The following is a 15,054-nucleotide window of genomic DNA, read 5'->3' as shown; positions in this document are numbered from 1 at the left end:
AACGATTCAACGAAATCAACAGACGATATTGGTGAAAATAGCCCATGAGGAGACAAGGCAGAGCTATGGTTATATTCGATTAACCAAATACTTACAAGCTCAGGGTATAAAAATGAGTATGTACGCTGTACGTCAGATAAAAGCGCTGAACCACCTGTATTGTAAGCGACACAAGCGTTTTAAAAGGACTACGAATAGTGACCATAATCGAGCGATCTATGAAAACCTGCTGGAGCAACAATTCTCAATGACTAGACCAAATCAAGCATGGTCAAGTGATATTACGTACATATGGACTGTTGAAGGATGGCTGTATTTAGCAGCGGTAAAAGACCTTTACACGAAGCAAGTGGTTGGCTATAGCTTAAATGAGCGCATGACAACACAGCTTGTTTGTAATGCGCTAAATATGGCTATTCACAATCAAAAACCAACCAAAGAACTGATTGTGCATTCAGACAGAGGAAGTGAATATTGCAGCCATGAATATCGAAATATACTTGAGCAATATGGTTTTCAAGGTTCAATGAGCAAGCGCGGAGACTGTTACGATAATGCACCGATTGAAAGCTTTTGGGGAATACTGAAAAATGAGTTAGTGCATCATTACAACTATCAAACCAGAGAAGAAGCCAAAGCGGATATTATAAAATACATTGAGTTATTTTATAATCATCGAAGAATTCAAAAGGGTTTGGGTTTTAAGAGACCAAATCAAATGGCCGAAGACTTTTATAAGTTGGCTGCCTAGAATCTCCCAAGGGAAAGTCTCCTGATAATTCAGCGTATATCAGGTATCCCCAAGATTATACTATCAGACATATTTTAAAGAAAAGAAGTGTAGCAACTTGCTACACTTCTTGATTTTTCTCTACCAACTCTTTCAATAGATTTTCTAATTTTTCTAAACTAGCATCATCAAAATGAGAAATTTTTAAAGAAACCTTTAATAACTTATCATTAAATTTAATATTTCCAGCAACTTTCCCAGCATATTCAATTTTTTTTACAAGCGATGTTGATGGAGAATCGTTATTATCTTGAACTAGATATTTCGTAGCTTGTGCAACAGCCTTAGTTTGCTCAAGTTGGCCATTCTTTACTTTTGTCCAAACAGTTAACAAGGCTTTTTCAGCACGTTGTTTTATTTCGTCGTGATCTGCAAGAAATTTTTTAAAAGCTGTTGCAGCAGTTCGACCTAATAACTGGGGCTCATTTACCAAATCATTCAAGATGGCTTTAGGCAACTTTTCAAAAGATAAATATTTATACATGTCTTCGCGATTTAAGCCTAAAGACTTCGCTAAACGTTGTTTATTTTTCTTTAAATTTTCATCCAAACCTACTAGACCAATATAGATTTCGAAGTCTGTTAAATCCTGGCGTTTTAAATTTTCAGCTAGTGTAAGTAGTGAAGCTTCTTCATTATTTGCATCAATAATAATGGCTTCAATGGTCGATTTTTTTAGAATTTCATGCGCACGTAATCGACGTTCACCTGCAATTAGTTCAAATTTTAAATTTTCAAGTTTACGAACAGTGATGGGTTGCAACAAACCAACTTCATCGATCGATTCAGCCAGTTCTTTGATTTCCTGCTCATCAAATTTTCTACGCGGTTGATAAGGACTCCGTGAAATGTCTTCAATGGGGACATTTCGTCTAAATTCCTTTAATTCCTTGATATTATCTTTTTGAGCTAATTGATGCTTTTGAGTATTTTGTTTCAGCTTTTGAGCTAAAAGTTCTTTTGCAGTTGCCATAAAATTCTCAATCAGTTAACTTTAGCTAAAACTTCTTTAGCTAAACTTTCAAAAGCCTTTCGAACCTTTCCACTTTTGTCTAGCTTAAGTAAAGACTGCTGCATAATTGCGGCTTGATTTACTTTTGTACTTTGTGGAATAGTCGTTTCCATAATATAGCCCACTTGCTTAAATGCTTCATCACGAATGAGTTTACAAACATTTTGTCTCTCATCGTGCTTAATAAGTAGTGCACCTAATAATTGTAGCTCCGGATTGATTCGCTTTATTTTTTCTAAATGATTAAGTAAGTCTGTAACACCATATAGACCATATTGTGAGCCAGATTCAATCGGGATAATTACATGTGTTGAAGATGCTAAAGCATTACTCGTCAATAGTTTTAAACTTGGAGGGCAGTCAATTAAAATAAAATCATAAAGATCTTTTAATAGTTCTAATTTTGTAGTGAGTTCTTCTGATGGTCTTGGCGCATCTTCTTTTAATTGGTCCTCAGTTTTTCCTAAATTGAGAGAACCATAAATTAGTGAAACATTATCAAAATTAGTATCTTCTTCTAAAGCGTCAGTAAGTAATGAGACATCACCTACTAATAACTCAGCGGTTGTTACTCCAACTTCACTTGGATGTTTTAAACCAATATGCAAGCTAGCATTTGCTTGAGGATCTAAATCAATCACAAGCACTTTTTTTCCTAAGTTTGCTAGCTCAGAGGCTAAATGAACAACTGTTGTTGTTTTACCACAACCACCCTTGTGATTCGCAACAGCAATAATTTTTGCAGACATACTTGTCAAATCATTCTATATTTAAAATTACTATTAATATAAATAACTTTGGGCTAAGTTACTACACCTTTTAAATTTAAAACAGTCATTTGTATAACGCTAAAGCAATTTTAAATTTAAAGTTTTATATAGCTAGCTTATTTAATAATTAATAGTAATTAATAATTAAGTTAATTAATAATTAAGTTGATATTTTTCATTTAAAAACAATACCATATCAACTTTAAGGTGGAGGTTTTGTCATCTTAAAGTGGAAGAGTTGTCTTCTATAAGTGGAAAGATGATCACTTAAAAGTGGAATATATGTCACTGTAAAGTGGAGTATTTGTCACTGTAAAGTGGAGTATTTGTCACTATGGTGGAATGTTTTTCACTGTTAATTATAAAATATATATATTATCATTTAAAACATATATAAAACAATTATTTATGATGTTGATAACTTAATGAATTTAAGTGCAAGAGTGGAAAAAAAATCACTTACAAAAATAATATTGTGGATAAAGTTGCAAGGCTTTTTTTTACTACACCATTTTTTGATATATTCATTGATCTAAGAGTGGAAAGAATTTCACGCACTCACCCTAGAATGCAGATATTTTGTTCTTATGACTAAACTCGATATTTTTTTTCAGTGATCTGCGTTTTTAAAGGTGGAAAACTTGTCATATCGAAATAGGTTAATTGATTATTTAAAATCCATTATGGGTGTTTATTCATCAATCCGTATTTCTATAAAGAATCAAAAACATCTAAAAGTGGAGTGTTTGTCATCTTGGAGTGGAATTTAAAAATATATTTCCACTTTAATGGATTTTTACCTAAATTTGGTGACAAGTATTCCACCTTAGTTTTTTTTAGGTGAAAGTGTTGAATCTTTTTCCACTTTTTTATATAACATGCATAATCAAGTTAAGCACACTTAAAATAGTTAATACACTTTATGTCAGAACTAAGCCATAACAAAGAAGAGCTGGATTCAATCCCGTACTGCATAGGTAATATTCGTCACAATGGGGTTGTAAGTACTAGCAATCGTTTGATACGACCTATTGAATTGTCAGCGAATGAATATAAAGCACTTTTATATGCGATGGCTGTTGCCAATTACGGTGAGAAGAATCATATCGATAAAGAGATTAGTGAACAAACATACATCTATCTGTATAAAGATGATTTAGCTGAATTACTGGGATTAAGTAAGCGAAATTCAATTAATGTAGCCATTGATCGAATTTACAAAGAACTTTCATCCCGTGTGGCGCACTTTGTAATTGAAGAACCTGTAGATGATATAAAGAAAAAGACTAAAAGAGTTCACTCGGTTGTCCCTATTATCCGTGAGTTAAGATGGGAAGATGATTCAAAGAATGCACTTCAAATCAGATTTACCAGTGAAGTATTACCTTACTTTACTCAATTAGCTGGTGGTAATTTTACTACATACCAACTAAAACATTTATTTGCTCTAGATTCAGTTGCAAGTATGAGTCTTTATACCTATTTCATAAAAAACGAATTCAAATTTAAGACTCAAGAAATCTACGAAGTTCCATTATTATTAGAGAATCTCAAAGCTCTAATTGATATAAATGAAACTAAATATGACCGTTGGGTCGATTTTCGACGTTATGTATTAGATAAAATTGTAGCTGAAATTAATGAAAACACCGATCTACAGTTAGAATATGAAACAATTAAAAAAGGACGCCCTATTGTAGGCGTAAAATTTAAACTACATCATCGTGGTTTTGAAAAGCCTGTAATTGAAAATAAAAAGGCCGAAAAATTAAAGATCTACTTAGATGTTCCATTTGAAGATAATGCTGAGGTAAAAGATCTAGGTGCAAAATTCGATACCACTGTACGTTCATGGTATATTTTTAATGATGATGCTAATTATTTACAGCTTGAAAAGTGGTTTAAGACTGTAGGTTGCCTCACAGACTCTCAAGCAAACGTTGTTATCAATGATTCATTATTTCAAATGGATTTTGCTGAAGTTGGAATGAGCTTAAGTGACTTTAAGAGAAAAATGAAAAATAAATTGAAAACTGATAGTAAATTTGTGGAAGACATCAAGGATCGTCTAAATGAAATTTTCGGAAAGGATATTATCTAGGAGTGTAGCAACTTGCTACACTTTTATCACTTGGAGCGTAAAACCTCGTGGTTCAGCACGAGGATATAAGCGACTGGCGTAAGCCATACGACATGGAATGTCGTATTAAATATCTTTGTTGTTCATTGCTTAAAATATTATTGTTAAAATAAGCACATGAAAACACTTAAACTCCGCATAAAAGACAAACACGCAAAGGTGCTGATTAAATTAGCATCTGAGGTGAACTTTGTTTGGAATTATGTGAATGATTTAAGTTTTAAGCACCTAAAAAGAAAAGGTGAATTTCTATCTGCATTTGATATTGCTCAATACACCAAAGGCGCATCTAAAGAGTGTAGTTTGCACAGCCAAACCATTCAGGCTGTCACCGAAGAATTAGTCACACGCAGAAAGCAGTTTAAGAAAGCCAAACTCAAATGGCGTGTTAGCAACAAGAAGTCAGCAAGAAAATCACTTGGATGGATACCGTTTAAGAAAGTAGCGATCAAATACGCTGATGGATATGTTCAATATGGTAAACATCAATTCAAGCTATGGGATAGCTATGGATTAAGCAAATATGCTGTTAGAACTGGTTCATTTGTTGAGGACAGCCGTGGGCGTTGGTACGTGTGCCTTGTGGTCGATTCATCGAATCAAGAAAAACCAACAGCAACCAAAGCCATAGGTATTGATCTAGGTTTAAAAGATACTGCAACCTGTTCTGATGGTACGTTTATTTCAAACCCCAAGTTCTATCGCCAATACGAAAAGAAATTAGGTATTGCTCAACGAGCAAGGAATAAAAAACGTGTACGTGCATTACACGCCAAGATTGCAAATTGCCGTAAAGACCATTTGCATAAGGCAAGTACATTACTTGTTAAAAATAATGCACTCATAATTGTAGGTAACTTAAGTGCCAAAAAGCTTGTAAAAACTAAAATGGCAAAGTCTGTTTTAGATACAGGGTTTTCAGCACTAAAAACAATGCTCAAGTATAAATGCGAGAACGCAGGGGTAATGTTTGAAGAAGTCAATGAAGCCTATACCACCCAAATCTGTTCGTGCTGCGGTGAGATCACCTCAAGTAGTCCGAGAGGTAGGACAGGTCTTGGAATAAGAGAATGGTCATGTGAGTGTGGTGTCACTCACGATAGGGACTTAAATAGTGCCATGAACATTCTTGCGCTTGGGCATAAGCGTCTAGCTGTAGGAATCACCTCCGTTTAAGGGATGTGAGGATGTCAACGGCTATTCTTAGTTCAAGAAACCACTTATAACTTTAATTAGTAAAACAGTTATATTGAACGTTCATTTCAACAGAGATGGATCCGGAAATTTGAACAACTCCTATAATTGATATTCTGCTCCTCAAATGATGTTATAAACATCAATATATGGAGTATTTTATGGCACGTAGACCAAGAAGAAATCATTCAAATGATTTTAAAGCTAAGGTAGCACTTGCTGCGATTAAAGCAGAAAAAACACTTGCTGAATTGAGTGCTGAATTTGATGTTCATCAAAACCAAATTATCGACTGGAAAAATCAACTGATTTCAGCTTCCTCGCAAGCTTTCGATCAATCAAAAGCTCCAACAGAACCACCCATCGATCTAAAAAAACTACATGCAAAAATCGGTGAGCAGGCATTAGAAATTGATTTTTTAGAAGGTGTGTTGAAGAAACTGGGCCGCTTCAACCACAAAAGTTAATCGATGACTCACTTCAGATTTCAGTATCTAAGCAAGCTCAGCTGCTGAAAGTCTCCCGTGGTTGTTATTACTATCGCCCAAAACCTGTGAGTGCATCAGATCTGAAGCTGATGCGGTGTATGGATGAGTTACATATGCAATACCCTTTTGCAGGTAGCCGTATGATGCGTGATTTGTTGAATCGTCAAGGACATCATATAGGACGACGTCATACACGTACTTTAATGAAGAAAATGGGCATTAATGCGTTATATTGCAAACCAAATTTAAGCCAGGCTAATCAAGCTCACCGCAAATATCCATATCTGCTCAAAGGATTGGCTATTCAGCGCAGTAATCAAGTGTGGTCTACGGATATAACGTATATCCCTATGGCAAAAGGCTTTGTTTATTTATGTGCTGTGATTGATTGGCATAGCCGCAAGGTACTTGCGCATAGGGTATCGATTAGTATGGAGGTGGATTTTTGTATTTCGGCTTTAAATGAAGCGATTGAAAAATATGGATCACCTGAAATATTTAATACAGACCAAGGTAGTCAGTTCACCAGTGATGCATTTATTGATGTATTGAAATCAAATGGCATTCAAATCAGTATGGATGGTAAAGGTCGATGGATTGATAATGTGATGGTTGAACGATTATGGCGGAGCGTTAAATATGAAGAGGTGTATCTCAAAGCTTATAGCAGTGTCACAGATGCGAAAAAGCAATTGAGTGCATATTTTGAGTTTTATAATTTGAAACGACCTCATTCGAGTCTAGACAAAATGACACCAAATGAGTTTTACTATGATCAGCTACCGCAACAAAACAAGGTGGCTTAACTAGAGCAGAATAACTAAAAACTATAAAAAAATGGAAGAATAAAATTTAAAAAGATATTTTATTACAAATGCTTACTAAATTTATTTTGATTTGTGAAATAAAAAATAGAAAAAGTGTTATAACTATTTGTATTAATATTTTGAGCTAATTTTGTCATGAGTTTTGATCAAACGATAAAAAAAACTCTCGTATTTTTTTATCAATTTGTTCTACCCTTCTCAACCAAAACAGAAGACTTGGAATACATCAAAGCTAAGCTGAAACAACTAGAAAAAATCAGGCCGGGCAACAACAAGAGTAAGCAGAATAATTTTAAAAAAATTTATGTAAAACTCTGGCATCGTATTTTAGAACTTTTGAAAACAGATAGGGCAGTACGTGCAAATGTCCAATATATTCCGCAGATTCAGCTTATTTTCGATATGGAAAAATATATCGATTCAAAAATGGCATTAGAAATTTTTAATACACGTAAGGAACTCACTACACCATTACTACTTCAATTTTTTGACATACGTAACGATGAAACGAGACAAAAAGTCATGGAGAAATGTTCTAAGAAGCAGCTTGGTATGATCGAGACTTCAACTTTAATCAATGCAGAGCAAGAGTGAACGAATGGAAGTTCAGAAAAAGAGAGAACGGAGACAAGATCTCTTTTTAACACAATACCAAGAGTACAGAACAAAGTTTATTTCGCATGCTGTATTTGATGATTTAGATGAAAGTGATAAGCAGACTTTTAGTGATTTTGGAAAAACTGCGCATAAGGTTTTTCACGAGATAATTAAAGCGCGTAAACTGGGTGAAGAATATCGAGTTGCGGCCTTAAGCTTTTTTGCTTCGGGTGATGTATTAGACCATGCTGGATGGTCATACCTCATTTTGAGAACGAGTTATTTTGTTGAAGCGCTTTATATAAAATTAGCCGTTATCCCAGATTCCCAAGCTAAACAAAAAGAAATTTTTGATTTATTTCGATATATTGCAAAATCAATTCTACAACAAAGTGAAGAAAGTTCTTTAAAAGACGAGAGTAAAAGGCTCTTAGAATACTTTATAGAATATATGTTAGAACTCGAACAGGACAAGGTGACGAGTGACTGGGAGAGTTTCCTTAAGAATAAAATAAAACAAAATTTGCACAAGTTTACTCAAACTAAGGTGCTAAATTATATAAATGACTTAAAAATTATCTTTAAACGATTAAAACAAGGGAGGATTGTAAAACGCTCGCGTCGTAAAAGAATAAAAATTTCAGATTGGCCGACAAAGAAAAAATTAAGAAGTTTCCAAAAGAAGAGAGAACAAAGACAGCTTATTAAAGGATATCCAGCATATATTCAAGCTCGACAGGAGATCTTTTATGCTGATGATGGAGATGTTGAATTTATAGATGAGGGGATTGCTGTACATACAACATCTAAATCTACAGCTCGTTTTAATACAGTATTGAACAATCATAGTGAACATTTGATGAGGCATCGTCAAAGACGTCTACAACCGTTTGTAACCAACACAAATTACATGAGCAAAGATGTGATTCAACATCTTATCTATATTTTGAAGGGTGAGTTATATAATGCTCCTACTCAAGATTCAGCGATTGCAGCAGCATGCTTATTGAGTTTGGCGACGGGTTTATCACCAATGCATTTGCTTCAATATAAACAACTGATTGATGAGGGGGTACTTATTAAAGGTGGTAGTTCTAAGAAGGCGGAGTATCGACTCAGATTACATTTAGATATTACAAAACAAAAAGTTGAAACTTTAAAGATTCACCAACTGAATAAAACAGTGACGCATGATCTCCATGTATCAAGCAGTTGGTTTGAATATCTTATTTTGAATGAATCACAACAACTACTTACAGTACAAGAGATCAATCAAAGACTCAAAAAATGGATTCAGAATCAGGGGCTAGGTTCAATTACTGTTGAGAAACTCCAAGCCCAGCTGTATTTCTATATTTTTCACCGTACTTTTAATGAATATATTGCCCATGTGCTATCGGGAAAAGATAGCACGCATGAGCTACCGAGTAGTTTCTACAATGGTGTGAGCGCATCGGAATTGAATCAGCATTATTTGATCTACTTAGAGACACTCAGTGTTGAAGAAACGAAAACAGAAATTGAAATGCTTAAAGAGCAGTTTGTTAAACATGAACCTGCGTCTATATCACGTTTTGGTAGCCAATTAGCACTCAATCAAAATTATGTTGGTCAATTTTTTACACGATTACATGCCATTTGCGTTGATAAAATACAGATACATCAACATATAATTGAGCGAATTAATGCCTATAGTGCTTGGATGTGGCATATCAGCTTATTGTGCCTAACACGCCGTCCTCGCGAAAACTTATTAGGAAAGTATAGTGACTACGATTTAAAACTAAAGTTGTTGTATGTAGATGATAAGCAAAACAGTCGATCACGAAAAGATGGTCGCTATATACCGCTCCCAGCATTTTTTATCCAAGCTTTTAAACGTTATACGCAATTTTTAAATACGGTCACTCAGCAGTATGAAGAGCTCCTCCGATTTGTATTTGGGAAAAAGATTACATTGCAAGATTTGTTTGGCCAAGTGATCCATTACCCGAAATCGTTACCGACCACTGCTGAGGAATGGGCAAGTAAGAAAATTAAGATTGCTGCGCTCAACCGAAGTTGGATTAATGACTATATTGAAGGTCATCAACTCAGCAGTTTATATAATAACTGGCTACGACACTTTGATATGAATATGTTGATGGAGCAAGGTTTGGCTTTTAATGTCATACAAGCAGTTTATGGGCATGATCAGCGTAATCAGGAGCTCTTTTATCGCTATTCATCTGCATCTTTACCACAATATATCAATCAATTTACCCAAAATATTGATCGCATGATTAAGCAATTGCAGATTGAGCATCTGTCATACATTTCAGTACTTCAATCTGAGGGCTTATCATGAGTATAGATGAGTCATTGATTCAAAAAATTCAGGTTCAGGTTGATTCTGTATTTGCCGAAATGAAAAGTCAGATTAAGAGTTTAAGAGACCGACCTGAATTATTAGATAACACACTAAATACCTTGTGGTACGAGTTTTATGATGAATTTATTTGTTTTTTAGAGCAGAAGAAATTTACTCGGAAAGATACTCAAAAACCGTATATTCAAGCTATTGAAAAATATTTTTTATCTTTGCGTCAGACCTATTTATCTCAAGCAAAGAATGCGTATCCAATCAAAGTATGGCCTAAAACTACTTTTCTAGAACCTATACCCAGACAACTTCGTAGTACTGAATCACATCTTCGGCAAGGACAAAAACATTTTCATATTGCTATAGCCTTAAAATCCTATTGGAATTGTCCATACAAGGATGAAGTTACTCCGGCATGGTTATGGGGGAATTTTTATTTAAGTCTGATGTACTGCTCTGGCTGTACTGATCTAAGTCAATTAACAGCAATTAGTAATACCCTGGTCAACGCTATTGTCAAAGATGAACTCCAAATCTGTACTAAACTTTATCATGCTGGATATAAAACAATCATCCAACCACTCGCACTGCATTATCGAGTACCACAGCGTGCTTATGGTAATCAAATCGAAAATAGACAGGTGTATCAGTGGCGTTATATTTGGCTTAATCCCTATGCACAGTTGTTTATACAAGGGATAAAACAGCATGGCTCTCAAGCCTTGAATCAGCAGATGCCACGATATGTTTTGGAGTCTATCTCTACTGTATTAGGGAAATTACCTAAAGAAATTGATTTGAGTCATCAGATCGTAGGTCTGAAAAAACTACTACGCCGTAATGATAAACAGTTAGCAGAGCTTCGTTCACTTACACCTTTTGATCATTCAAACTTAGCCATTGAGCTTGACTCTTATTCGGGCTTAGATATGTGCTTAAGCGAGGTTATGCGAGGTCGTCTCAAAACGGTGTCGTTAACACCTATTGATCAGGCGAGAGCATGGTTAGATCACAACATCTTGCAGACGCAGTTAACACATATTGAGCGGGATATACCACTACAGACAGAAAAGGCGGTACCAGACTTAATTACAGCTCACCAGCAACTCAAAGAAATTCCATTTGAATTGATGCTATTTGAAAAAGATCAGACTGAAGTTGATAAGCGTCAGAAACGGCAGCGTAAAAGTGAACGTGTGAAATGGATCAGATGGACAAGCATTCAGAAGCGACTAGAAGAAAAGAAGCCTCACGTTGGCCTGTATGAAAAAAATCTAATAGAAGCACAGCTCAGGCTACTGGGTTGGATTTTTCATCTTAAGTCTCAAAAGATGAAACTCAATAGCATCGAGCGGTATTTAAGTAGTATCGCTAAAGATTACTTATTCCATGTCTATATGTTCCCAGGTGATATAGATAACATGGATCAAGAAGATTGTGAGGAACTGTACGACGCTATCTTAGATAGTATTGATGATCGAGATCAAGCCAAACGTGAGACTGATCCTAAGGCCAATCACGGACGTGCACAGTATGCATTTGGCAGACTTAAAGCATTTCATCAGTTTTGTATGAAACAATACCGTGTCCCTAAGGTCGGTACCTTTCAATACAATGATTATCATCGTGTACAATTTTGTCATGCCAAATTAATTAGCCCAAAATTGTTCAATCAGCTTAAACAGGTACTAAGTTTAAAGATTGAAAAATGTCAAACAACTAAAGAGCAAGCGTATCTTTTTCAGCTACAGCTCATGTATTTACTCGCATTTCGTTTGGGGATGCGATTGAATGAAATTAGGGGACTTACATTGGCAGAGGTCATTTGTCCTGAACTGATTTGGCGTAATGATACGCTGACCAAACCTGTGCAGATCCGTTTTAATTTACGTAACAATGTTTATCGGAAACTCAAAAGCCAAAACGCAAAGCGTCAGCTTGATCTGAACGCCGTCATGCTCGATGAAGAGTTGGCATTGGTACAGCAATATCTAAAACAATGTATTACACATAATCTAGCGAAAACTAATCATGCGGACAAATTGATTTTTGCCCAAGATGGCGAAATTTTAAGTGAAGCTTATATTAGTGAAATGACCCAAGTGATTTTTGATGAGATATTGGGTGAAGGGCATGGTTATACTTTCCATAACTTTAGACATAGTGCCGCGAATCATTTAGCAATCGCTTGGTTAGGCTCAAAAGAGATGATCATGACCTATACGGATTACACTTGGAGCCGGTGTAAAGTCATGCGTCAGCATTTATTTGGAGAAACTGCAATTCAGCATGAAGCTGTCATACAACATAAGTGGCGGTTACTAGCTGACTGGATGGGGCATGCAAACATAGAGCAAACAGCATCTCACTATCTACATGTGCTGGATTTGTTGGTGATAGATCGAATTTATCATTTGCCTTGTACAATTCATCGGGACACGATCAAACTGATACTTCAAAATGACTTAACAAGTGCTAACACAGAAATTGTAGATCTTAATCATATAATACGAAAAGGCCAGTATTTCGATTTTTATCATGCCACATATGCACTCAAAAAAGTGGATTCAGTTAAACCTGTTCAGCCTAAAATAAGTAAAAATGTATCTGTATCTACCATCATTCATGATTACATTAAATATAGAGCCTATGAGGACCATGATTGGGTATTACGCAGTAAAAAGCTCGCTACTAAGTGGGTGGCGGTAAAAAAGCCTCAAAATAATGAGGATTTTAGTGAAGATGAACTCATCTCCTTATATGAAAAAGCCTTAAAGAAAGGTTTTGAAGCAAAGCAATGCGTAGAGATTTCAGCACTGCCAAAGCGGGTTCAACATCAGGTTTTAGAAGCCTTGAGTATTTTAATTGAACATGGAAAGCTGAGAAAAAACTTTATTCATTTTCAATATCGTTTTGATAAGCAAAATAGGCCACGTGTCGATTGGTCCATTCAACATCTGATTACGGGACTGAATTATTTACTCCCTGAGGATACACAGCTAAAAGTTGATAATGATCCACCGGATAAGTCACAAAAAAGTCGTGAAGTTAAATTAAGCTTTATCAATGAAAACAATAAAAATACGACACTTTGTATTGCGTTTATTATGTTGATACATGCGATTCAGCAAGAAAAATTGAGCATTTAAAATGAATTGTTTTAATGTGTTTAAGGCGAGCTGTATTGAATATAAATCAATTTAGAAAGGGACGAGCGATATCGTCGCTGAAGTTGTAGGTTAAAATCGTTTCTCAATGATAAGCGAACTCTGATATCATATATCTACATGGCTGAGATGTATCCAACTGAATGAAAACAATAGATTATTACAATAAACAGGCTGATCAATTTATAAAGTCGACCTTGAATGTGGATATGGAAGCACTATACCAACCTTTTTAGAGCAATTAGCACATGATGCCTACATTTTAGATTTAGGTTGTGGCTCAGGTCGGGATACTTTGGCTTTTAAAAATAAAGGCTATCAAGTTGATGCTATCGACTATTCAGGAGTATTAGTCGAACGAGCGAGCCAACTGACTGGTATCGCTGTTCAGCAGCAAAGTTTTTATGAGCTTGATATACACGATGTTTATGATGGGGTATGGGCATGTGCCTCTTTACTACATTGTGCTCGTAATAGACATCTCTGATGTTTTAAAACGTATTCATGCTGCATTAATGAATAGTTCATCTTCATATCAGCATGTTGAAGAGCAAGATCTTGAAAAATTTGCAGATTATTGGATAGGTCTGTCACCAATTCTCATTCATAGTTTGCCAGTTACTTGTATTCCTAGTAGACCACTTTAATTAAAATTAGGAATTTCATTCACTGGATATATTAATGTTAATGGATTTGATGTTAAAGAAATGAAGCCAAAACGCTGATAAAATTCCATCGCTTTTTGATCTTTTGCATGTATTACAACAAAATTTACACCAATAATTTGAGCAACTTTTGAAACTTGTTTGAGAGCATGTGCTAAAAGCACTTTTCCAATTCCTTGCCCTTGAGTCACTTTATCAACGGCAAAGCGACCTACAACAACACAAGGGAGTGGATAACGAGGTAAGCGTTTGGTGAGTACGGTATCTACTAAATCGAATCCAATAGAGGTACTAGATAGACAGTAAAACCCTATCACATTTGAAGCATGATCAACAGCAACATACGTTTTACTTGTCCCTGATTTCTGATGTTGGGACGCATATTGTTTAATGAACTTATTTAAGTCATCTTGCCCACAATTAAATGATTTTCTTTGGTGATGAGTTTGTAAAATCTCAATTCTCATCTAATAAACTCATTAATTTCTTCATTTCATCGTTTGCAGGGCGTGGATTTTCAAGCAAATTCATTAACATATCACGATCAGCATTATTTACTTTCAACTCATGGTTAGATTTAAGTAAGTCTTTTGCTCGTTCAAAGGAGGATTGCAGCATAAAAGAACTTACACTGAGGCCTAATAAATTCGCAGCTTGCTCAATCACATTCTTTGCATCTGCTGTTGAACGAACATTAATTCGTTCAGTTGCTAAATTAGCCATTTCTTCACCAATAAGTACATCATTTTGATGTACAAATTATAACATATCAAGATGTAGCATCAAGACTTAAATTTTCGTACTGATCTGAGGATATTTGATTAGAAAATAACTGGTTTACCAGAAACAGGAATGAGTGGTAGGCTTACAAAAGAATCCGCAAAAAAATTAGTAAGATGAAATATTGACATCCTCCCCCCCCTTAAAAGCATAGGTATCTACACAAATCCCAAGTTTTGGGTTAAATTGAAGAGCATGCTCTTCAATTTAATATCTCCCATCTTGATACACGTCTCGTCAGACGATACAACGCCCTCGTAAA

General features: G+C 35.3%; 10 protein-coding genes and 2 pseudogenes. 8 read left to right on the top strand and 4 right to left on the bottom strand.

What is annotated here, in order from left to right:
* Positions 1-751 (top strand): annotated as a pseudogene (locus FTT88_RS15645) (IS3-like element ISAba22 family transposase); the annotation flags it as partial.
* Between the two features lie 100 nt (positions 752-851).
* On the opposite strand, the gene FTT88_RS15640 reads toward FTT88_RS15645, so the two are convergent.
* Both FTT88_RS15640 and FTT88_RS15635 read right to left on the bottom strand, forming a co-directional pair.
* Positions 852-1,763 (bottom strand): ParB/RepB/Spo0J family partition protein, encoded by a 912-nt coding sequence (locus FTT88_RS15640; protein ID WP_104442427.1) that lies wholly within the window; start codon positions 1,761-1,763, stop codon positions 852-854.
* A gap of 11 nt (positions 1,764-1,774) precedes the next feature.
* Positions 1,775-2,551, bottom strand: coding sequence for a ParA family protein (locus FTT88_RS15635; protein WP_078194342.1), 777 nt, complete (start codon positions 2,549-2,551; stop codon positions 1,775-1,777).
* A gap of 943 nt (positions 2,552-3,494) precedes the next feature.
* On the opposite strand from FTT88_RS15635, the gene FTT88_RS15630 reads away from it, so the two are divergent.
* From FTT88_RS15630 to FTT88_RS15600, 7 genes and pseudogenes are all read left to right on the top strand, one after another.
* Positions 3,495-4,673 carry a replication initiation protein gene (locus tag FTT88_RS15630; protein ID WP_104442428.1) on the top strand — a complete coding sequence of 393 codons (1,179 nt, stop codon included), beginning with the start codon at positions 3,495-3,497 and terminating at the stop codon, positions 4,671-4,673.
* A 156-nt stretch (positions 4,674-4,829) separates the two neighbouring features.
* The gene (locus FTT88_RS15625; protein WP_180174092.1) at positions 4,830-5,888 is read left to right on the top strand and encodes an RNA-guided endonuclease TnpB family protein; all 1,059 of its coding nucleotides are present in this window, start codon (positions 4,830-4,832) and stop codon (positions 5,886-5,888) included.
* Positions 5,889-6,055: 167 nt separating this feature from the next.
* Positions 6,056-7,200 (top strand): IS3-like element ISAba14 family transposase gene (locus tag FTT88_RS15620; protein WP_373886707.1). Its coding sequence is split into 2 segments (ribosomal slippage): positions 6,056-6,320 and positions 6,320-7,200, totalling 1,146 coding nucleotides; the frame shifts between segments, so codons are not numbered across the junction.
* A gap of 156 nt (positions 7,201-7,356) precedes the next feature.
* Positions 7,357-7,815, top strand: a complete 459-nt coding sequence (locus FTT88_RS15615; protein WP_180174091.1) for a hypothetical protein — start codon at positions 7,357-7,359, stop codon at positions 7,813-7,815.
* Positions 7,816-7,819: 4 nt separating this feature from the next.
* On the top strand, positions 7,820-10,165 hold the full coding sequence (locus FTT88_RS15610; protein WP_257233094.1) for a hypothetical protein: 2,346 nt from the start codon (positions 7,820-7,822) through the stop codon (positions 10,163-10,165).
* A complete protein-coding gene (locus FTT88_RS15605; protein WP_180174089.1) occupies positions 10,162-13,329 on the top strand; it encodes a site-specific integrase in 3,168 nt (1,055 codons plus the stop codon). Before FTT88_RS15610 ends, FTT88_RS15605 begins: the two co-directional genes overlap by 4 nt.
* A gap of 161 nt (positions 13,330-13,490) precedes the next feature.
* A pseudogene (locus tag FTT88_RS15600) lies at positions 13,491-13,883 on the top strand (class I SAM-dependent methyltransferase); the annotation flags it as partial.
* A gap of 107 nt (positions 13,884-13,990) precedes the next feature.
* Here FTT88_RS15600 and FTT88_RS15595 read toward each other — a convergent pair.
* Both FTT88_RS15595 and FTT88_RS15590 read right to left on the bottom strand, forming a co-directional pair.
* Positions 13,991-14,479, bottom strand: a complete 489-nt coding sequence (locus FTT88_RS15595; RefSeq protein WP_019383654.1) for a GNAT family N-acetyltransferase — start codon at positions 14,477-14,479, stop codon at positions 13,991-13,993.
* A complete protein-coding gene (locus FTT88_RS15590) occupies positions 14,469-14,735 on the bottom strand; it encodes a DUF1778 domain-containing protein (protein WP_026094019.1) in 267 nt (88 codons plus the stop codon). The genes FTT88_RS15595 and FTT88_RS15590 overlap by 11 nt, the downstream gene beginning before the upstream one ends.
* Positions 14,736-15,054 lie beyond the last annotated feature (319 nt).

The organism is Acinetobacter sp. YH01024 (assembly GCF_013420195.1).
Taxonomy (GTDB): domain Bacteria; phylum Pseudomonadota; class Gammaproteobacteria; order Pseudomonadales; family Moraxellaceae; genus Acinetobacter; species Acinetobacter amyesii.
Note: the sequence above shows the minus strand (reverse complement) of the source record. Positions and strands in the feature narration are given on the sequence as shown.